At 66.0% G+C, this 20,577-nt stretch carries 16 protein-coding genes and 1 tRNA gene; 11 read left to right on the forward strand and 6 right to left on the reverse strand.

Annotation, left to right across the window (positions count from 1 at the left end; genetic code table 11):
* The first annotated feature begins 17 nt into the window (after nt 1-17).
* From CTA01S_RS01545 to CTA01S_RS01595, 11 genes are all read left to right on the forward strand, one after another.
* On the forward strand, nt 18-1,298 hold the full coding sequence (locus CTA01S_RS01545; protein ID WP_062191357.1) for a glutamate-5-semialdehyde dehydrogenase: 1,281 nt from the start codon (nt 18-20) through the stop codon (nt 1,296-1,298).
* Nucleotides 1,291-2,013 (forward strand): 7-cyano-7-deazaguanine synthase QueC, encoded by a 723-nt coding sequence (gene queC / locus CTA01S_RS01550; RefSeq protein WP_062191360.1) that lies wholly within the window; start codon nt 1,291-1,293, stop codon nt 2,011-2,013. Before CTA01S_RS01545 ends, queC begins: the two co-directional genes overlap by 8 nt.
* An 85-nt stretch (nt 2,014-2,098) precedes the next feature.
* Nucleotides 2,099-2,692, forward strand: coding sequence for a LemA family protein (locus CTA01S_RS01555; RefSeq protein WP_062191363.1), 594 nt, complete (start codon nt 2,099-2,101; stop codon nt 2,690-2,692).
* A 31-nt stretch (nt 2,693-2,723) separates the two neighbouring features.
* Nucleotides 2,724-4,667, forward strand: a complete 1,944-nt coding sequence (locus CTA01S_RS16705; RefSeq protein ID WP_232300963.1) for a M48 family metallopeptidase — start codon at nt 2,724-2,726, stop codon at nt 4,665-4,667.
* 26 nt (nt 4,668-4,693) lie between these two features.
* Nucleotides 4,694-5,005 carry a c-type cytochrome gene (locus CTA01S_RS01565; RefSeq protein WP_026330289.1) on the forward strand — a complete coding sequence of 104 codons (312 nt, stop codon included), beginning with the start codon at nt 4,694-4,696 and terminating at the stop codon, nt 5,003-5,005.
* 11 nt (nt 5,006-5,016) lie between these two features.
* On the forward strand, nt 5,017-6,291 hold the full coding sequence (locus CTA01S_RS01570) for an NAD(P)/FAD-dependent oxidoreductase (RefSeq protein WP_062191366.1): 1,275 nt from the start codon (nt 5,017-5,019) through the stop codon (nt 6,289-6,291).
* A gap of 78 nt (nt 6,292-6,369) precedes the next feature.
* Entirely contained in the window at nt 6,370-7,662 is a 1,293-nt protein-coding gene (rsmB, locus tag CTA01S_RS01575) for a 16S rRNA (cytosine(967)-C(5))-methyltransferase RsmB (protein ID WP_062191369.1), read from the forward strand.
* Nucleotides 7,663-7,680: 18 nt separating this feature from the next.
* Nucleotides 7,681-8,313, forward strand: a complete 633-nt coding sequence (locus CTA01S_RS01580) for a DUF4390 domain-containing protein (RefSeq protein WP_019561547.1) — start codon at nt 7,681-7,683, stop codon at nt 8,311-8,313.
* 22 nt (nt 8,314-8,335) lie between these two features.
* Entirely contained in the window at nt 8,336-10,630 is a 2,295-nt protein-coding gene (locus CTA01S_RS01585) for a sensor histidine kinase (protein WP_019561548.1), read from the forward strand.
* Nucleotides 10,631-10,638: 8 nt separating this feature from the next.
* Nucleotides 10,639-11,322, forward strand: coding sequence for a response regulator (locus CTA01S_RS01590; RefSeq protein WP_026330291.1), 684 nt, complete (start codon nt 10,639-10,641; stop codon nt 11,320-11,322).
* Nucleotides 11,323-11,368: 46 nt separating this feature from the next.
* Nucleotides 11,369-11,444 (forward strand) — tRNA-Phe (locus CTA01S_RS01595).
* 363 nt (nt 11,445-11,807) lie between these two features.
* Here the strand turns inward: CTA01S_RS01595 and CTA01S_RS01600 are convergent.
* The 6 genes from CTA01S_RS01600 to kdpA are packed head-to-tail and all read right to left on the reverse strand — an operon-like array spanning nt 11,808 to nt 20,478.
* Complete coding sequence (locus tag CTA01S_RS01600) at nt 11,808-12,491, reverse strand: response regulator (protein ID WP_062191371.1); 684 nt, start codon at nt 12,489-12,491, stop codon at nt 11,808-11,810.
* The gene (locus CTA01S_RS01605; RefSeq protein WP_062191374.1) at nt 12,488-15,160 is read right to left on the reverse strand and encodes a DUF4118 domain-containing protein; all 2,673 of its coding nucleotides are present in this window, start codon (nt 15,158-15,160) and stop codon (nt 12,488-12,490) included. The genes CTA01S_RS01600 and CTA01S_RS01605 overlap by 4 nt, the downstream gene beginning before the upstream one ends.
* Before the next feature lie 48 nt (nt 15,161-15,208).
* Entirely contained in the window at nt 15,209-15,988 is a 780-nt protein-coding gene (locus CTA01S_RS01610; RefSeq protein WP_062191377.1) for a TorF family putative porin, read from the reverse strand.
* A gap of 35 nt (nt 15,989-16,023) precedes the next feature.
* A complete protein-coding gene (kdpC, locus tag CTA01S_RS01615) occupies nt 16,024-16,629 on the reverse strand; it encodes a potassium-transporting ATPase subunit KdpC (RefSeq protein WP_062191380.1) in 606 nt (201 codons plus the stop codon).
* Between the two features lie 16 nt (nt 16,630-16,645).
* Nucleotides 16,646-18,715, reverse strand: coding sequence for a potassium-transporting ATPase subunit KdpB (kdpB, locus tag CTA01S_RS01620; protein WP_371326075.1), 2,070 nt, complete (start codon nt 18,713-18,715; stop codon nt 16,646-16,648).
* A gap of 11 nt (nt 18,716-18,726) precedes the next feature.
* Nucleotides 18,727-20,478 carry a potassium-transporting ATPase subunit KdpA gene (gene kdpA, locus CTA01S_RS01625; protein WP_062191386.1) on the reverse strand — a complete coding sequence of 584 codons (1,752 nt, stop codon included), beginning with the start codon at nt 20,476-20,478 and terminating at the stop codon, nt 18,727-18,729.
* Between the last annotated feature and the right edge of the window lie 99 nt (nt 20,479-20,577).

Here is a 20,577-nt window from a genome sequence, read left to right on the forward strand (position 1 = left end):
TTTGCGACAATGCCGGGATGACCCCCATCGATCTCCAGGCTTACATGACCCAAGTGGGTGCAGCCGCTCGCGCGGCCGCCGCCCGCATGGCTGCGGCGTCCACCGCAGCCAAGAACGATGCCTTGCGGCGCTTGGCCGCCTTGATTCGCGAGCATGGGCCGCACCTGCAGGCCCAGAACGCCAAGGACCTGGCGGCCGCGCAGGACCGCGGCTTGGCCGCGCCCATGGTCGATCGGCTGCGCATCAGCGATGCGGTCGTGGCACAAATGGCCGAAAACTGCGAGCAGGTGGCGGCTCTGCCCGATCCAGTGGGCGAGATGATCAACCTGCGCCGTCGCCCCAGTGGCATCACCGTGGGCCAGATGCGCGTGCCCATCGGGGTGTTCGGCATGATCTATGAAAGCCGCCCCAACGTCACCATCGAGGCTGCGTCGCTGGGCATCAAGAGCGGCAATGCCTGCGTGCTGCGCGGCGGCTCCGAGGCGCTGCACTCCAACCTGGCGCTGTGGAAGCTGGTGCAGCAGGCCCTGCAGGCCGCTGGCCTGCCGCCCGAGGGCGTGCAGCTGATCGAAACCACCGATCGTGAGGCGGTGGGCCGTTTGATCGCGATGCCCGAGTACGTGGACCTCATCATCCCGCGTGGTGGCAAGTCCTTGATCGAGCGCATCAGCCGTGAGGCCACCGTGCCGGTGATCAAGCACTTGGACGGCAACTGCCATGTCTATGTCGATGCCTGGGCCGATCTCGAGTTGGCCGTGGCCGTCACCGACAACGCCAAAACGCAGAAATACAGCCCTTGCAATGCGGCGGAGTCCTTGCTGGTGCATGAGGCCATCGCCCCGGCCTTTTTGCCCCGCATCGGCGCGATCTTCGCCGCCAAGGGCGTGGAGATGCGCTGCGATGCGGCCGCCAAGGCGCTGCTCGCGTCCGTGCCGGGCGCCAAGCTCGTGGACGCCACCGAGCAGGACTGGTTCGAGGAATACCTCGCGCCCATCATCAGCATCAAGCTGGTCAAAGACCTCGACGAGGCCATCGCGCACATCAACCGCTACGGCTCGCATCACACGGATGCCATCCTGACCGAGCACCATCCCAACGCGATGCGTTTCCTGCGCGAAGTCGATTCGGCCAGCGTGATGGTCAATGCCAGCACGCGCTTTGCCGATGGATTCGAATATGGCCTGGGCGCCGAGATCGGCATCTCCACCGACAAATTCCACGCCCGCGGACCGGTGGGCCTGGACGGGCTGACCTCCTTGAAGTACATCGTGCTGGGACAAGGAGAGCGGCGTGGCTGATTCCCGCACGGCGCTGGTGCTCTTCAGCGGCGGGCAGGATTCCACCGTGTGCCTGGCCTGGGCGCTGTCGCGCTTTGCGCATGTGGAGACCGTGGGTTTCGACTATGGCCAGCGCCACCGCGTCGAGCTGGCGTGCCGGCTCACCGTGCGCGACGAGTTGCGGCGGGCGTTCCCAGGGTGGGCCAGCCGCCTGGGCGACGACCATGTGCTCGATCTGGCCTTGCTGGGCCAGCTCAGCGACACGGCCCTGACCCGGCAGCGGGCCATCGAGATGCAGGCCCATGGCCTGCCCAACACCTTCGTGCCTGGGCGCAATCTCTTGTTCTTGACCCTGGCGGCCACGCTGGCCTATCGGCGTGGGGCCAGTGTGTTGGTGGGCGGCATGTGCGAGACCGACTACTCCGGTTACCCGGACTGCCGCGACAACACGCTCAAAGCCTTGCAAGTGGCCATCAGTCTGGGCATGGACACCCCGATGACGGTGGAAACACCGCTGATGTGGCTGAACAAAGCCCAAACCTGGACGCTGGCCGAAAGACTGGGCGGGACCGCGCTGGTGGACTTGATCGTCGAACACACGCACACCTGTTACCTGGGCCAGCGTGAGCCGCGCCATGCCTGGGGCCGCGGCTGCGGGCAGTGTCCGGCCTGCGAGCTGCGTGCGCGCGGGCATGCCCAATACCTTGCCGGTGAGCCGGCGGCCGAGCTGAGCTGAACCCGAGCCCGGCAGCCGGCGCGCGCTGGCGTATCGCGCGATCGTAGTAGAGTCGCGGGAACGAGACTGCCATGGGGGATCCTCGATGAGCACCACACAAGTGCTGGGCTGGGTGGTCGTGGCCGTGTTGGTGTTTTGGGCCGTGGGGGCCTACAACCGGCTGGTGCGCTTGCGCAATGCCATTGGCAATGCCTTTGCCCAGATCGACGTGCAGCTCAAGCGGCGCTACGACCTCATCCCCAACCTGGTGGAGACGGCCAAGCAATACATCGCCCACGAGCGCGAGACGCTGGAAGCGGTGATCGCTGCGCGCAACCAAGCCCGCTCCGCGGCCGAGCATGTGCGGGCCAAGCCCACGCATGCCGCTGCGGTGGGCGCGCTGGCGGTGGCCGAGCAGACCCTGGAGGGCACACTGGCGCGGCTGATGGCGGTGGTCGAGAACTACCCCGAACTCAAAGCCGACCAAACCCTGCGCGAGCTGTCCGAAGAGCTCACCAGTACCGAAAACCGGGTGGCCTTCGCGCGCCAGGCCTTCAACGATGTGGCGCTCGACTACAACAATGCCGCGCAGCAGTTTCCGACCAACCTCATCGCCGGGCTCTTCGGCTTCAGACCGGCAGGCATGCTGCAGTCCACCGCCAGCGACGAGGAACGCAAAACCTTGCGTGTCCAGTTCTGAACAGGCCCTGGCAGGCTGGCGCTGAACCCCCATGGCGATGCGCTTTCGCGAACATCAGGAAGCCGCGCAGACCGCCTCGCGGCGCCTGCTGTACTTGTTCGCCCTGGTGCTGGTGCTGCTGGTGCTGGCGGTCAACGGCGTCTTGGCGTTGATCTACCGGCTGAGCTTTCCGTGGACTCAGGGCTTTCCCCCGCTGTTCTTCGAGACCAACACCGCACTGACCTTGTTGTTCGTGCTGGGGGGCTGCTGGTTCGAAACGCTGCGTTTGCGCGAAGGCGGTGCCCATGTGGCCCGCCTGGCCGGTGGTGTGCCCATCGATCCGCCGCAGGGCCGGGTGGGCGATCTGTACGAAAAACGCTTGCGCAACGTGGTCGATGAAGTGGCCTTGGCCGTGGGCATGAAGCCGCCGCCGGTCTATGTGCTGCAAGGCGAGCAGGCCATCAACGCCTTTGCCGCAGGCTGGGATGCCGATGACGCGGTGATTGTGGTCACCCGCGGCGCACTGGAGCGGCTCACGCGCGATGAACTCCAAGGCGTCGTGGCGCATGAGTTCAGCCATCTGTTTCACGGCGACACCCGGCTCAACATGCGCCTGATCGGCCTGGTGTGGGGCCTGCAGATGATCTATATCTTTGGCCGCACGCTGGTCGAGCCCGATGCGATGGGCCGGCGCAAGGCGGGGGTCTTGGTCGGCCTGGCCCTCATGGCCGTGGGGGCGCTGGGCTGGCTCGCCGGGCGCTTGCTCAAGGCGGCCGTCTCGCGCCAGCGCGAGTTCCTGGCCGATGCCTCGGCGGTGAAGTACACGCGCAGCATCGAAGGCATCGGTGGAGCTTTGCGCAAAATCGCCGATCAGGCTTGGCGGGGCAGCCATCGCATGGCCCACCCGCAAGTCGAGAGCCTGTCGCATCTGCTGTTCGTCTCGCGCGTGCGCTGGGACCTCTTTGCCACCCACCCTCCACTGGCCGAGCGCATTCGCCGCATCTATGGCTTCGAGGTGGTGCCCCTGGCTGCGCGGGTGCTGCCTGCCGAAGACGACGACGCGCCGCTGACCCAACCGATGGCCGGCTGGGTCGCTGCTGCCGAGGACCTTCCGGCCGATGGGGCGGGCGCCGTGGGCCTCACGCGGCCGGCCGAGGCGGCGGCTGCGGCAGCGCCGACGGACGCTAGGCGCCACGATGCCGCGCCGGACCCCGCCGGGGACGGGCTGGCGCAGCATGAACGGGAGGCGTTGGCGCGCATCGAGCGCTGGCAGGGGCCGGGCGAGCGCCGTGCCGCGGTGCTGGGTTTGCTGGTCACCCCCGGGCAAGCGCGCGAATGGCAGGCCTGGGCCGAGGAAACCGCTGGGCTGGCCGTGGCGCCGACCGTGCGGGCCGAGCTGGAGCAACTCAGCCACCGCCTGCGGCTGCCGGTGTGGGAGATGATGCTGCGCCGCTGCGCCAAGGCCCCCCTGGCCGAGCGCCGCAGCTTGGTGGAGGCCGCGCGCCGCATCATGAAAGCCGATGGTCATGTCAGCCCCATGGATCGCCTGCGCTGGCTGGCGATGCGCCACGTGCTCAGCGGGGCGGCGCAGCGCCTTCCCCCGCCCACGGGGGATAACGATATTGCTCATTTGGCTAAAGACGTGACCACCGTCACGGCATTTCTGGCGAGAATCATCGACGCACAGGCGTGTGAACAGGGGCAAGCCGGTGCTTGGTATCAGCGTGTGATGCAAGGGCTTTGGGGGCCAGAAGCGGTGCCCACATGGTCCGCGCCCGACCTCGATGCGTGGGTTCAGGCCTGGCATCGGCTGATGCGTCTGTCGGCGATGCAGCGGCCGGTGCTGCTCAAGGCCTGGGTCGATGCGGCATGGCAGTGCGCCGCGCCAGGCCAGGCGCCGGATCCGGCCGCGTGCGATGCGCTGCGTTTGTGCGCGGTGTTGCTGGATACCCCTAGTCCCAAAGCGCTGGCAGACCAATATATTGATGTTCACTGATATTCAAAACCTGAGGAGTCCGCACGATGAACTTGAAGTCCGCAGCGGCCGCAATGGCCTTGATGGCCGCTGGGGCGGCCGGCGCTCAAGATGCGCAGTCTCTTTACGTTCGGAGCCTCGCGGCCACGTGTGCCAATTGCCATGGCACGTCGGGGCAGGCGGTGCCTGGCTCTCAAGTGCCGTCCCTGGCTGGCATGCCGCAAAGCTACATCGTCGAGCAGATGAAAGCCTTCAAGACCGGTGCGCGCACGGCCACGGTGATGCACCAGCTCGCCAAGGGCTATAGCGACGAGCAGATCCAACAGATTGCGGCCTATTTCGCCGCGCAGAAGAAGTGAGGAGGTCCACCATGCTGCAACGACGAACGTTCCTCCAAGGCGCTGCGGCGGCCGGCGTGTTGGGCCTGAGTGCCTGCGCGACCACCGGGGTGCCCTCCAAAGCCCGTGTGTTGGTGGTGGGCGCAGGCTATGGTGGGGCCACGGCGGCCAAGTATGTGCGCCTGCTGTCGGACTATCAGATCGAAGTCGTGCTGGTCGAGCCCAACAGCGCCTTCGTGTCTTGCCCCATCTCCAACTTGGTGCTGGGTGGCCATCGCAGCTTGGAGGAGATCACCACGCCCTACGACAACCTCGTGCGTCGCCACGGCGTGCGCTTGGTGCGTGACATGGTCAGCCGCATCGATCCGGCCAAGAAGGTCGCGGTGCTGGCCTCGGGCCCCACGATCGCGTACGACAAGCTGATCCTGTCGCCGGGCATCGATCTGATGTTCGACAGGATCCAAGGCTTGAAGGCGGCCCATGACAGCGGGCAGATCCTGCAGGCCTGGAAGGCTGGCCCCGAGACCCTGGCCTTGCGCCGCCAGCTCGAGGCCATGCCCGATGGGGGCGTCTTTGCGATGACCGTGCCCGAGGCCCCCTACCGCTGCCCGCCGGGGCCGTATGAGCGCGTGTGCCAAGTGGCCGACTACTTCAAGCGCGCCAAGCCGCGCTCCAAGGTGTTGCTGCTCGATGCCAACCCCGATGTCACCTCCAAAGGACCTTTGTTCAAAAAGGTCTGGGCCGAGCAGTACAAGGGGATCATCGAGTACCGGCCGCAACACAAGGCCGTGGCCGTGGATGCCAAGACCAAGACCATCAAGTTCGAAGTCAATGACGATGTCAAGGCCGACGTGCTCAACGTGTTGCCCCCGATGCGCGCAGGCAAGATCGCCGTGGACACGGGCCTGGCCAATGCCAATGCACGCTGGTGTCACGTGAACTTCCTCAACTTCGAGTCCACCGCCGCCAAGGACATCCACGTGCTGGGCGATGCGATCCAAACCGCGCCCTTGATGCCCAAGAGCGGTCACATGGCCAACTCGCATGCCAAAGTGGCGGCGGCGGCCGTCGTGGCCGAGCTGCGCGGCTGGCCGGTCAATCCTGCGCCGATGCTGACCAACACCTGCTACAGCTTCGTCGACGGCAAGAACGTCATCCATGTGGCCAGCGTGCACGAGTACGTGCCAGCCGAGAAGACCTTCAAGACCGTGGCCGGCTCGGGGGGCGTGTCCTCGGGGCCCAACGAGCTGGAGGGCATCTACGCTTGGAACTGGGCCCGCAACATCTGGGCCGATAGCCTGGCTTGAGCCTCGCCCTGGCGCCTGAGGGGCCGCTGCGGTGCAGCGGCCCTTTGTTTTTTGTGTTGCCCCCTTAGACTTCGGGTCGTGAACTCGCCTTCCTTGCCCTTGTCCCGCTTGTTGAACCACACGGCTGAGGCCGTGCTGGCCGTGGGGCGGGGCCGCTCGCTGACCGAAACCCTCGCCCGTGTGGCGGCTCCGGCGCGCGCCGGCACCCAGGCCCTGAGCTTTGCCGTGATGCGCGAGCTGGGCCGCGCCCGCGCCTTGCGCCGCCACCTGGTGCCGCGCGCGCCGGCTCCACCGGTGGAGGCGCTGCTGTGCACCGCCTTGGCCTTGCTGGTGCAAGGCCGCGACTCGGGCTATGACGAGCACACCCTGGTGGACCAGGCCGTCGAGGCCGCCAAGCGGCAGAGCCGGACCTCTTGCGGACTGGTCAATGCCGTGCTGCGCCGGTTTCTGCGCGAGCGCCAGGCGTGTTTGGCTGCCGTCGAGGCCGACCCCGAGGCGCGTTGGAACCACCCCGCGTGGTGGATCCAACGGCTGCGTCAGGACTGGCCTGCCGAGTGGGAAGCCTTGCTGCATGCCGCGCAGCAGCACCCACCGATGACCCTGAGGGTCAACCGCCGGCGCATCGACCGCGAGGCTTACGCGCGCCAATTGGCCGAGGCTGGCCTGCGCTGCCACCCGCTGGGCGAGGTCGGCTTGGTGCTGGACCGTCCCCGGCCCGTGGAGCAGATTCCGGGCTTTGCGCAAGGCCTGTGCTCGGTGCAGGACCTGGCGGCCCAATGGGCCGCGCCGCTGCTGCTGGGCATGGGCTTGCCCCCGCGCGCGCGCGTGCTCGATGCCTGCGCCGCCCCGGGCGGCAAGACCGCCCACCTGCTGGAGTCGGCCGACCTGGAGGTGCTGGCCCTGGACAGCGATGCTCAACGCTTGCAGCGCGTGCGCCAGACCTTGGACCGTTTGGGCTTGCAAGCCGAACTGAAGGTTGCCGATGCGCGCCACACCGCGGCCTGGTGGGACGGCCGGCCCTTCGATGCGATCATGCTGGATGCGCCATGCAGCGCCTCGGGGATCGTGCGCCGCCATCCCGACATCCGGTGGCTGCGCCGCCCCGGCGACATCGAGGCGCTGGCGGCCCTGCAGCGCGAGATGCTGGACGCGCTGTGGCCGCTGCTGCGTCCTGCAGGCGTCTTGCTGTATTGCACGTGCTCGGTCTTTCGGGCCGAGGGGCAGGCCCAGATCGACGCATTTTTGCAACGCCATCCCCAGGCCCGGGCCCATCCGGCGCCCGGCCATGCCCTGTCCGTGCCTGACAATGGACCCCGGGCCGTCGCCGACCACGATGGCTTCTACTACGCCTTGATCGAAAAAACCGCCTGAACCCCGGATCGTCCACCCGTGCTGACCGTTGCGCCGCGTTTGACCGATGCCTCCGGCCCCGCGGCCACAGGCCTGCTGTGGGCCGCGCGCAGGGCGCTGCTCGCCTGGGTCTTGGCCCTGGGTGGGGTCGTTGGCCTCATGCCGCTGGGTGCGCTGGCCCACAACGGCAGCATCATGCTGTCCGAAGTCGAGATCGACCGCAGCGACGAAGGCGTGTTGCTGAGCTTCAGCACGCGCATCGAGTTGCCTCGTGCGGTGGAAGACGCCCTCATCAAAGGCGTGCCGCTGCAGTTCGAGGCCGAGGTCAACACCTACCGCAGCCGCTGGTACTGGCGCGACCTGCGCGTGGCCACGGCCAGCCTGTCCTGGCGCATCACCTACCAGCCGCTGACACGCCGCTACCGGGTCCAGTCCGGGGCGTTCAGCCAACAATTCGAATCGCTGCACGAGGCCCTGGGCACCATGCAGCGCACCGTGGGCTGGAAAATCGCCGACGGCTCTCGCCTGGCTGCCGGCGAGCGCCATTACGCCGAGCTGGTCTTCCGCCTGGACACCAGCGTCTTGCCCCGGCCCTTCCAAATCGGCATCGGGGGCCAGTCGCACTGGGACTTGTCTGCCCAGAGCGTGCTGGTGATTCCCGACCGCCCTTGAGCGGCACCCCAGGAGAGCGGCCGTGAGCAAAGCCACCCGTTGGGCCTGGGTCCTGTCCAGCGTGGCCGTCTCGGGCGCGGTGCTGGTCTTGATGTTCTTGCTGGCGCTCGCCAGCGACAACCGCCGACTGTACGAACAGCACTATGGCTGGTTGCTGGGCTTCAATGCCATCATCGCCTCGGTGCTCATTTTGGCCCTCGCCATCGCTGCGGTGCGCCTGGCCGTGCGCATGCGCCGCGGCAAGTTCGGCTCCCGCCTGCTGGCCAAATTGGCCGGCATCTTCGCCCTGGTGGGGGTGATTCCCGGCGTGCTGCTGTACACCGTGAGCTACCAGTTCGTGGCCAACAGCATCGATTCCTGGTTCGACGTGGAGGTCGAAGGCGCCTTGGATGCGGGCTTGAACCTGGGCCGCGTCACCCTCGACACGCTGGTCAATGACTTCGCGGCCAAGACCCGGGCGGCCGCCGACCGGCTGGCCGACGCCGGCGGCGGGGCCAACGCCCTGGGGTTGGAGCGCATCCGTGAGCAACTCGCCGCCGAAGATGCCGCCTTGCTCGATGGGGCCGGACAAGTCTTGGTCAGTGCTGGACTGTCGCGCGAGGCGCTGGCACCCGAGCGGCCGCCGGCCGCACTGCTGCGCCAGGCCCGCAGCCAGCGCATCGCCACCCAACTCGAAGGGCTGGACGAAGACGCCGGCCCGCCCCGCATCCGTGCCGTGGCCTATGTGGCCTCGGTCGGCTTTCGCCTCAGTCCCGAAGAACGCTACCTCCAGGCCACTCAACGGCTGCCGGCGACCTTGGCGGCCAATGCCTTGGCCGTGCAAAAGGCCTATCGGGAATACCAGCAACGCGCGCTGGCCCGCCAAGGGCTCAAGCGCATGTACCTGGGCACCCTCACGCTGGCGCTCATCCTGTCGGTCTTTGGGGCGGTGCTGCTCGCCGTGGGCCTGGGCAACCAGCTGGCCCGGCCGTTGTTGCTGCTGGCCGAAGGCGTGCGTCAAGTGGCCCGTGGCGACCTCACGCCCAAACCGGTGTTCACCTCCCGGGACGAACTGGGCGGACTGACGCGCTCGTTTGCCGACATGACGCAGCAGCTGTCCGATGCCCGCGCGCTCGTCCAGCGCAGCCTCAGCGAACTCGAAGGCGCCAAGACCAACTTGCAGACCATCTTGGACAACCTCACGGCAGGGGTGATCGTGTTTGGGGCCGATGGTCGCATCGACACCGTCAACCCCAGCGCCACACGCATCCTGCGCCTGCCGCTGGGCGCCTACCAAGGCCGCCGGTTGGCCGAGGTGCCCGGCCTGCAAGACTTCGCCACGGCCATCGAGCAGCAATTCGAACAACACGCCGCTGGCAACGAAGGCGGCGAACGCGATCACTGGCAGCAATCCTTCGAGCTCAGCAGCGCCGAGGCGGGCGTCGATCGCGAGCCCATGACCCTGTTGGTCCGCGGGGCCTGGTTGCCGCAACAGGCCCGGCTCATCGTCTTCGACGACATCACCGAAGTCATGTCGGCCCAGCGCTCCGTCGCCTGGGCCGAGGTGGCCCGACGCCTGGCCCACGAGATCAAAAACCCGCTCACGCCGATTCAGCTGTCGGCCGAGCGGCTGCAGCACAAGCTCGAAGCCAAGCTCGACGAAGCCGACCGCCAGCTCCTGACCAAGGCCGTGGGGACCATCGTCAGCCAGGTGGGGAGCATGAAGCAACTCGTCAACGAGTTCCGTGACTACGCCCGCCTGCCGGCGGCTCAATTGCGCCCCATCGATCTCAATGACCTGGTCAGCGAAGTGCTGGTGCTGTACGGCTCGGTGCAGGAAGAAGGGCGGCTCAAGGTCGATCTCGAACCCGGCTTGCCGCTCATCCTCGGGGATGCCGCGCAGCTGCGTCAGGTCATCCACAACCTGCTGCAAAACGCCTTGGATGCCGTGGCCGAGCGACCCCAGGGCCAGGTGCGGGTGCACACCGAGGCTGCCCGCACCGACACGGGCGAGCTGCGCGCGGTGCGCTTGATCGTGGCCGACAACGGTCCGGGCTTCCTCGACAAAGTGCTCAAACGCGCCTTCGAGCCTTACGTCACCACCAAGAGCAAAGGCACTGGCCTGGGGCTGGCCGTGGTCAAGAAAATCTGCGACGAACACGCTGCGCGCATCCGCCTGACCAACCTCACCACATCCGAAGGGCTGGGCAGCGCCCAGCGAGGGAAGAACCCCGAAGTGAGAGGGGCCCAAGTTTCGATATCATTTTCTAGGTTTGCGACCGCTCAGGAGGGCGGCCGCGACGACACCGCAACCCCAGGTGCCCGTCCAGGGGCCTGACCATCCGCATGGCCACCATACTTGTAGTAGACGACGAGCTTGGCATTCGCGCATTGCTGTCGGAAATCCTGGCAGACGAGGGGCACACCGTGGAGCTGGCCGAAAATGCCGCCCAGGCGCGCGCCTTGCGTGAGCGCATGCAACCCGATCTCGTGTTGCTCGACATCTGGATGCCCGACGTCGATGGCATCACCTTGCTCAAAGAGTGGGGCGCCAACGGCCAGCTGACGATGCCGGTGATCATGATGTCTGGGCACGGCACCATCGACACCGCTGTGGAAGCCACCAAGCATGGCGCCATGGCCTTTTTGGAAAAGCCCATCACCTTGCAAAAGTTGCTGCGCGCCGTCGAGCAGGGATTGGCCCGTCAGGCCCCGCGTCCTGCGGCCCCGGCATTGACCACGGCGGCGGCGCCGCGCGAGCGCGTACCGGAGGGTGTCAACCACGGTGCTTCAGTGAGCAACAGCCTGTCCTCCGGGCCGCAGGCCGAGCAGGTCTTCGTGCTCGATCGCCCCTTGCGCGAAGCGCGTGATGCTTTCGAGAAGGCTTACTTCGAGTTCCACCTGGCCAAGGAGCACGGCAGCATGACCCGCGTGGCCGAAAAAACCGGTCTAGAGCGCACCCATCTGTACCGCAAGCTCAAACAGCTGGGCGTGGACCTCTCGCGCAACAAGCGCAGCGCCGGCAACTGACCCCTGCTGGAGGCGCAAGGTTTGCTGCTATAATTTCGTTCTTTCCGGCCAAGTAGCTCAGTTGGTAGAGCAGCGGACTGAAAATCCGCGTGTCGGTGGTTCGATTCCGCCCTTGGCCACCACATTTCAACGCCCAACCTCTATCGGTTGGGCGTTTTCGTTTCTGGGTTCCGCAGACGACGCGGGGCTGCGGGCCGTTCTGCGTGTGCCACGCGGTAAAGGCGCGCCGCCCGAAAGTCGCCCAGTTCGACTCTCTTTTGCCCTTTCTTCTCTCAAAACCCGCGCCAACTTCTCGGCGGAAGCGCACGCAGACGGCCTTGCGCGTCAACGACTTGCACGTGTGTCACGGGCGTCGGTTGTCCATCGTGCTTGGGTGAGCAGCACACCCGTTTCACTGCGACGCATGGTCTCGCCATGAGGTCCGTGATTGCCCAAGGACGCATGAGTCGACCCTGGGCACCTAAACCGCACAGCGCTGACTGCGTTCAGATTCCGATCAGCCGGTATCCCACCTGGAGTTCGGTGATCAAGTAGCGGGGGCGGGCAGGATCGTCTTCCAGCTTTTGGCGCAGGTTGGCCATGTGGACTCTCAGGTAGTGAGTGCGGTTGGCGTAACCAGGCCCCCAGACATCGTGGAGCAGTTGGCGATAGGTCAACACCGCGCCCTTGGCCTTCAGCAGCGCTGCCAGCAGCCGATACTCCGTCGGTGTCAGATGCACCATCTCGTCTCGTTTTCGGACTTCGTGCCGGGTGAGGTCCACTTCGACGTCGCCAAAGCGCACGATGACGTCCGCAGCCGTCGATGATCGCCGGCGCAGCAGCGCACGCAGCCGGGCCAGCAGCTCGTCCACGCCGAAAGGTTTGGTCAGATAGTCGTCGGCGCCCGCATCCAGGGCCGCGACCTTTTCCCGCTCCTGGTCGCGGGCCGAAAGCACCAGGATGGGCAGATCCGACCAGCCGCGCACCTCCGCGATCAGGCGCTTGCCGTCGCCGTCGGGCAGGCCCAGATCGACGATGATGAGATCGGGCCGGCGCGTGGCGGCGTCGATCAGACCGCGCTTGACACCCTCGGCCTCGACGACGCAATAGCCTGCATCTTCGAGCGCGACGCGTACGAAGCGGCGGATCTGGACATCGTCCTCGATCATCAAGATGTGAGCCGCGCTCATACGGCCGCTTCCTCTGGCGGCAAAACGCCCTTGGGAAAACGCAGCGTAAAGATCGTGCCGTGTGGCGGCTTCTGGCGGACATCGATTTTGCCGCCATGCATCTGCGCGATCCGTTCGACCAGCGCCAATCCCAGCCCCATCCCGAGTACGCTGGATTCAGGTTGACCGCGACGGAAGGGTTCGAACAGGATGCGCGGATCCGCAACAGGCAGCCCCGGGCCGTCATCGGCGACTTCGATGATGACCTCACTGCCTTCGAGCCTGACGCGAAGCTCGACGGTCGTGCCTTCAGGCGTGTACTTGAAGGCATTGTCCAGCAGATTGACCAGCGCGCGTTCGAGCAGCAGGCCGTCCACCTCGATCAGCGGCATGTCGGGGGGCAGATGAAGCTGCAAGCGATGCGTCCCCTGCGTGGCTTCGACCTGCCGCAGGGTGCTGCCGACGATTTCCTCCAGTGAATGCCACTGCTTTTCCAGGCGGGCCATGCCGGATTGCAGCTTGGCCAGTTGCAACAGGTTGTCGAGAAGCCGCTGCATGGCGCGCGCCTGCGCAACGATCTGCCGCAGCAGTTCTTCGATGGCGCTGCCGCCTGCTCGCTGCGCTGCGACCTCCGCAGCGCCCAAAATACCCGTCAACGGCGTGCGCAGATCGTGCGAGAGGGTGAGCAACAAGGTGTTGCGCATGCGCTCCCCTTCCATTTGTACGAGGGCGTCGCGGGCCACCTCCACGAAATGTACCCGCTCCAACGCGACTGCGATCTGCCCTGCGCACGCCTCCAGGGCATCAAGATCCTCGGGACGTAGCCAAGGCAATGTGTCGGCATGCTTGGGCTCGACGATCAAGACGCCGCGCACGCGCATCGGTGCTTTTAGCGGCAGATAACGGCCGGTCGTAGCGCTGAGCGTACCCGTGCCCGCACCTGCCGTTTCGCCGCGATCGAGAACCCATTGGGCGATGCTGAGGTCCATTGCTGCGGAGCCGCCTGCGCGATCATGGATTCGGTGATCGGCATCGGGAATCGCCAGGGCGATGTTCACATCGAACCGGGACTCCAAGACTTGTACTGCGATTTCGACGATCTGCTCGACTGTCAAGGCTCCAGACAGTGCATTGGACAGGCCCATCAGCAAGCCGCTGCGCCGCTCGCGCTGACGCATGGCGATCACGGCGAAGCGCAATCGCGCTGTGAGCTGGCCGATGATCAAAGCCACTGCCAGCATCAACACGAACGTGAACAGATACTGGCTGTCGCTGACGGCAAAAGACCATTGCGGCGGAACGAAAAAGAAGTCGAAGCACAGTACCGCCAACAGTGCGGCCCAAGCGCCGGCACGGCGCCCCCAACGCAGGGAGACCAGCACCACCGCCAGCAGGAACAGCATGACAATGTTGGACAGATCAAATATGTGCGACAGAGGCCAAGCGATCAGTGTGGTCGTCGCGCACACTGTGCTGGCCCACAGGTACGGGTGCCGTGGGCGCAGTGCATCCTCGGCCCCAACACGCCGCGCGGATCGCGCCTGGACCGGCAGACCGATGAGAGAAATCTCGATGTCGGGTGCGAGGCGGCGGATGCGTTCCACCATGGGTGGATTCAACAGGCGTTTCCAGCCCGGCCGCGGTCGCCAGCCAAGCATCACCCGGTTGGCATTACGCTCGCGCGCCAGTTCGACCAGGGTACCCGCCACATCGTCACCCGCCACGGTCGATACTTCGGCCCCCAGCCGCCGCGCCTGCGATAGCAACGCCATCACCTGCTCGCGTTTGTTTTTTTCGGTCTGTGCCGCGGTTCGATCCACATGAACCACGATCCAGTCCGCTTCCAGCCGTGTCGCCAGACGCATCGCCGAGCGCAACAGTGGTTCGTCGTCGCCATCGCCAACAGCGACCAGCAGCCGCTCGCGCGCGGGCCAGACGGCTTCGATCGCCTTCTGGCTGCGGTAGGCACGCATCTGCGCGTCTACGCGTTCGGCTACGCGCCGTAGGGCGAGCTCACGCAGAGCGATCAGATTGCCCGGGCGGAAGAATCGGTCGATGGCCGTCCGTGCAGCCTCGCCCATATACACCTTTCCGGCATGCAGCCGCTTGATCAGATCTTCGGCAGACAGATCGATCAGGGTGACTTCGTCGGCGCGATCGAACACATGATCGGGCACGGTCTCGCGCACCCGGATGCCGGTGATGGCGGCCACCACATCGTGCAGGCTTTCCAGATGCTGCACGTTGAGCGTGGTGTAGACGTCGAAACCGGCATCGAGGAGTTCTGTCACGTCCTGCCAACGCTTGGCGTGACGGCTGCCGGGAACGTTGCTATGAGCCAGTTCGTCGATGGCAATCAGCGCCGCGTCCGAGGCCAGTGCGGCATCGAGGTCGAACTCGGACAGGGTGCGTCCTCGGTAGTCGATCGATCGCGACGGCAGTCGGGGCAAACCCTGCAACAGCGCCTCGGTATCACTGCGGCCATGAGTCTCGACCACGCCGAGCAAAACGGCCACGCCCTCACGCCGGCGTTCGTGCAGCGCCTGCAGCATGGCATAGGTCTTGCCCACGCCCGGACAGGCGCCGAAGAAGATCTTCAATCGGCCGCGCCGCCGCTGCGTTTCCTCCGCCTGGACGGCAGCAAGCAGCCGATCTGGATCGGGGCGCAGGTCATCGCCAGCGGTGTTCACGTGCGACGTCGCCCAGGGTTGTCGAGTGGAAGGCGCATACGCATGAACTCAGAAACTGCGTGCGATCCAGACGGTCGCCCGCGATCGGCCCATTTCTATCCCATTGCGATCGGTCCACAGCGCATGGTCGGCATTGGTGCCGGTATATTGCACGCCAACACTCATGCCTTTCCAGAGCGCACCGGATCTTCCCAGGTCATAGCTCAGGGCAAGCTTCCAGTCCTCGTAGCCAAAATCGCGTGCGTTGCCGCGGAAACGCTGTCTTCCCCAGTGCAACGCAGCACTCAGCCCCGTATCCGCCAGCGGTATGCTGGCACCGATATCGAAATAGGTACTGCCTGCTGGCGCAGCGAAGCCGAAGGTGTCACCCAGGCTGTAGGAGAGCTTTGCGGTCAGCCATCTCCACCCCCCGCCCGCGTAGATTTCGTTGGTATCGGCGGCTACCACGCCGGTCGGACGCTTACCGGGATAATTGTAACGAATCACGCCGAGGTCGTAACTGAAGCCATTGCCGATATTTCCGCGCCAGCCACCATACGTGTCGAGTTCCAGGCTACCCGTGCGGTACCCCTGGTAATTCTGGAGCCAGTCGACGTTGGACCCCCACAACCCTGCATACACGCCGCTGGGGTGGGAGAATTCGACGCCCCCCTGAAGCGCTGGTTTGTGCGCGGTTTGCGTCATGCCACGAAAAACGTACTGACTGTAGAGGCCCAGGTTGCCGCTGGCGGTCACCTCGGGCACATCCTCGGCGAGCACAGGTGTGCAGAGGCCGAAGAGCGCACAGGTCATGACGGCGGCTGCCGCCTTGTCGAAGGTTCTGGACATGGTGTCTTCCCCGAAACGAGGCCGAACAATCGCGCTCAACGCGCGCCACCGGCGGACTGCCTTGCGAGGCGATCGAGTGCAAGGTTGAGTTCGAGCACATTGACCCGGGATATGCCCAACACGCCAAGCAGTGGCGTTTCGGTATGTACACGGATCAACTCTTCGATCTGCTGCACGGGGAGACCGCGCGCCTTGGCGATGCGCTTGGCCTGCCACAGCGCGGCCTCGGGCGAGATGTGGGGGTCGAGACCGCTTGCCGAGGCGGTCACCAGGTCCATCGGCACCGGCCCCTGCGCATCGGGGTTGGCCGCGCGCAGCGCCTGCATGCGCTCCTCGACCGCCTTGATCAACGCCGGGTTGCTCGGCCCCAGGTTGCTGCCGCCCGAGGCCTGGGCGTTGTACGGGAGGGGGGCCGTCGCCGAGGGGCGGCCCCAAAAGTACTTCGGATCATCGAAACTTTGGCCGATCAGGCGGCTGCCGATGACTTTGCCGTCCTGCTCGATCAGGCTGCCGTTGGCTTGCCAAGGCAGGGCAACCTGGGCGATGCCGGTGAGCGCGAGCGGATAGATCAGCCCGGTGACCACGGCCAGCAGCGCAAAGCTCACCAGCGCCGGGCGCACAAGCGATTTCAGGTCGTTCATTTCAAAGCTCCTTCACTCAAGCCACGCCCAAGGCGACCAGCAGCATGTCGATCAGCTTGATGCCGATGAACGGCGCGATCAGCCCGCCCAGGCCGTAGATGAGCAAGTGCCGGCGCAAGAGGCGTTCGGCCGATTCCGCCCGCCAACGCACGCCCTTGAGCGCCAGCGGAATCAGCACGACGATGATCAAGGCGTTGAAAATCACCGCAGACAAAATGGCCGACTGCGGGCTGTGCAATCCCATGACATCGAGCGCGGCAAGCTGCGGGTAGGTGGCGACGAAGGCCGCCGGGATGATGGCGAAGTACTTGGCCACGTCGTTGGCGATCGAAAAGGTCGTGAGCGCCCCGCGGGTCATCAGCATCTGCTTGCCGACCTCCACCACTTCCAACAGCTTGGTCGGATTGGAGTCCAGATCGACCATGTTGCCCGCTTCCTTGGCCGCCTGCGTGCCGGCGTTCATCGCCACCGCGACGTCGGCCTGCGCCAGCGCCGGGGCGTCGTTGGTGCCGTCGCCGGTCATCGCCACCAGATGCCCCTCGGCCTGGTATCTGCGGATCAGCGCGAGCTTGTCCTCGGGCGTGGCTTCGGCGAGAAAATCATCCACCCCGGCCTCGGCGGCGATCGCGGCGGCGGTGAGCCGGTTGTCGCCGGTGACCATCACCGTCTTGATCCCCATGCGCCGCAGCTCGGCGAAGCGCTCGCGGATGCCGCCCTTGACGATGTCCTTGAGCTCCACCACGCCGAGCACGCGTCTGCCTTCGGCCACCAAAAGCGGCGTGCCGCCTTGGCGCGCGATGGCCTCAGCACGTTCGCGCACCGGGCCTGGTAATTCGCCGCCCGCTTCGCGCACGAAGCGCTCGATGGCATCGACCGCGCCTTTGCGGATGCTGCGGCCATCCACATCGACGCCGCTCATGCGGGTGCGCGCGGAAAACGCGACGAACTGCACGCCGTGGGTGTCGCGCCCGCGCAGATTGAAGCGCTGCTTGGCCAGCACGACGATCGAACGCCCTTCGGGGGTTTCATCGGCAAGCGACGCCAGCTGCGTGGCATCGGCGAGTTCCTGCTCGCTCACTCCCGGGGCCGGATGGAAGGCCACCGCCTGACGGTTGCCGAGCGTGATGGTGCCGGTCTTGTCCAAGAGCAGCACGTCCACGTCGCCGGCGGCCTCCACCGCACGGCCGGAGGTGGCAATCACATTGGCGCGCAGCATGCGGCTCATCCCGGCGATGCCGATCGCCGCCAGCAAAGCGCCGATGGTGGTCGGGATCAGGCAGACCAAGAGCGCGATCAGGACCGTGACCGACACCGGCTGTCCCTGCTGCGCCGCCTGTGCGCTGTATTGCGAGAACGGCAACAGGGTGACGCAGACGATCAGAAACACCAGGGTCAACGCCACCAGCAGGATGGTCAGCGCGATCTCGTTGGGCGTGCGCCGGCGCTTGGCGCTCTCGACCATCGAGATCATCCTGTCGAGAAACGTCTGCCCCGGCTGCACCGTGATGCGTACCACGATCCAGTCGGAGATTACCTTGGTACCGCCCGTCACCGCCGAGCGGTCGCCGCCGGACTCGCGGATCACCGGCGCGGACTCGCCGGTGATGGCCGATTCATCGACCGAAGCCACCCCCTCGATCACCTCGCCATCGGCAGGGATCACGTCTCCGGCTTCGACCAGCACCACCTTGCCTGTGGCCAGCTCGTCGCTGGGCACCGGAATCCACGAAGCACCATGGTGCGGTTCCTGCAATACCTTGGCATAGACGCGTTTTTTCGCCGCGCGCAGCGCCGCGGCCTGCGCCTTGCCGCGGCCCTCGGCCAGCGCTTCGGCGAGATTGGCAAACCACACGGTCAGCCACAGCCAGGCCGCGACCCAAAGGGTGAAACCCACCGGCGCGGTCAGCCGGCCGAAGGCCGCCAGGATGCCGATCAGGGTGACCAGGGCCGCGCCGACCCAGACCACGAACATCACCGGATTGCGCCATTGCGCCCAGGGAGCAAGGCGCTTGAGCGACTCGAGCAGTGCGGGCTTGAGCAGCGCCGGGTCGAGCATCGAAGGCGCGCGATGCGTCATCGTCGTCATAGGAATCTCCTTCACCGAACGCCGAATAGTGCGAGGTGTTCGGCCACGGGGCCCAGCGCCAGCGCGGGCACGTAGTTGAGCGCCCCCACGAGCAGCACCGTGCCGACCAGCAGCACCACGAACAACGGACCATGGGTCGGCAGCGTGCCGGGCGAGGCCGTCAGCCGCGGCTTGGCGGCCAGACTGCCGGCGAGCGCCAGCACCGGCACGATCACCAGGAAGCGGCCAAACCACATCGCCGCCGCCAACAGCACGTTGTAGAAGGGCGTGTTGGCCGAAAGCCCCGCGAAGGCCGAGCCGTTGTTATTGGCTGCCGAGGTGAGCGCGTACAGCGCCTCGGAAAAGCCATGCGCACCCGGGTTGAGCAAACCGGCCAGTCCCGGCTCGAGGCGCACCGCGAGCGCCGTGCCGCCCAGCACCAGCGCGGGCACGACGATCACCGCGATCGCCACCATTTTCATTTCATACGCGCCGATCTTCTTGCCCAGGTACTCCGGCGTGCGGCCCACCATCAGCCCGGCGATGAACACGGCGACCACGGCAAAGAGCAGCATGCCGTACAGCCCCGAGCCCACACCGCCGAACACCACCTCGCCCAATTGCATCAGGAACATGGGCACGAAGCCGGCCATCGGCATGAGACTGTCGTGCATGGCATCGACCGCGCCGCAACTCGCCGCCGTGGTCGCGGTGGCAAACAGCATCGTGCCGACGACGCCAAAGCGCGTTTCCAACCCCTCTAGGCTCGGTCCGTGCAGACCCAGCTGGGCTAGCATCGGATTGGGGGTGGCCTGGGCAGTCACACCGACGGCATACAAGCCAATGAACAGCACGAGCATGGCGCCGAGCAGCGCTGCACCCTGCCGCCAATCCCCCACCCAGCGGCCGAACAAAAACACCAGCGCCGCGGGAATGAGCAGGATGGCCAGAGGCTGGAAGAAATTGGTCAGCGCGGTCGGGTTCTCGAAGGGGTGCGCCGAATTGGCATTGAAAAACCCGCCGCCGTTGGTGCCGAGCAGCTTGATCGCCTCTTGCGAAGCCACCGGGCCGACCGGGATCGCCTGCGTGGTGGCGGTCTGTGTCACCGTCTGCACACCTTGCTGCATGGTGTAGGTCACCGGGTCGAGCAGCTGCGCCGTGTGCGTGCCGGCCAGCGTCTGCGGCACACCCTGCCAGACGAAAAACAGCGCAAACACCACCGACAGCGGCAGCAACACCAGGAGCGTCGCCCGCGCAAGATCCAGCCACGCATTGCCCAGGCCCTGCGCCGAGTGCCGCACCAGGCCGCGGATCAGCGCCAGCGCCACGGCAATGCCGGTGGCTGCCGACAGAAAGTTCTGCACGGCAAGCCCGAGCATTTGAGTCAGATGGCTGACCGTGCTCTCACCCGAGTAGCTTTGCCAATTGGTATTGGTCACGAACGACACGGCGGTGTTGAGCGCGAGATCCGGCGCCACCGTGCCCATGCCCGTCGGGTTCAACGGCAGCACGCCTTGCAGGCGCTGCAAGGCATAGAGAAAGAGCAGCCCGATGACGTTGAACAGCACGATGGCCAGGGCATAGCGTCGCCAGCCCATGTCCTCGTCGGCGCGGCTGCCTACAAGCCGCAGCCAGCCCACTTCGATATGGCCGAGCAGCCGCCAGCGCTGCGCCAGCCGGCCGCTGAACACCGCATCGCACCAGCGCGCGAGCACCCAGCCCAGCGCCAACAGGACGCCGAGAAACAGCGCCAACATCGCCCAAGGGATTGCATCGGGGTTCATTCCATGCCCTCCACCCACAACAGCGCATAGATCAGATACAGCAGCAAGCCGGCGGCGAGCAGCGCAGCCAGCCCTATCAACCACATCGGTTCCATACCG

Source organism: Caldimonas taiwanensis NBRC 104434 (assembly GCF_001592165.1).
Classification (GTDB): Bacteria; Pseudomonadota; Gammaproteobacteria; order Burkholderiales; family Burkholderiaceae_C; genus Caldimonas; species Caldimonas manganoxidans.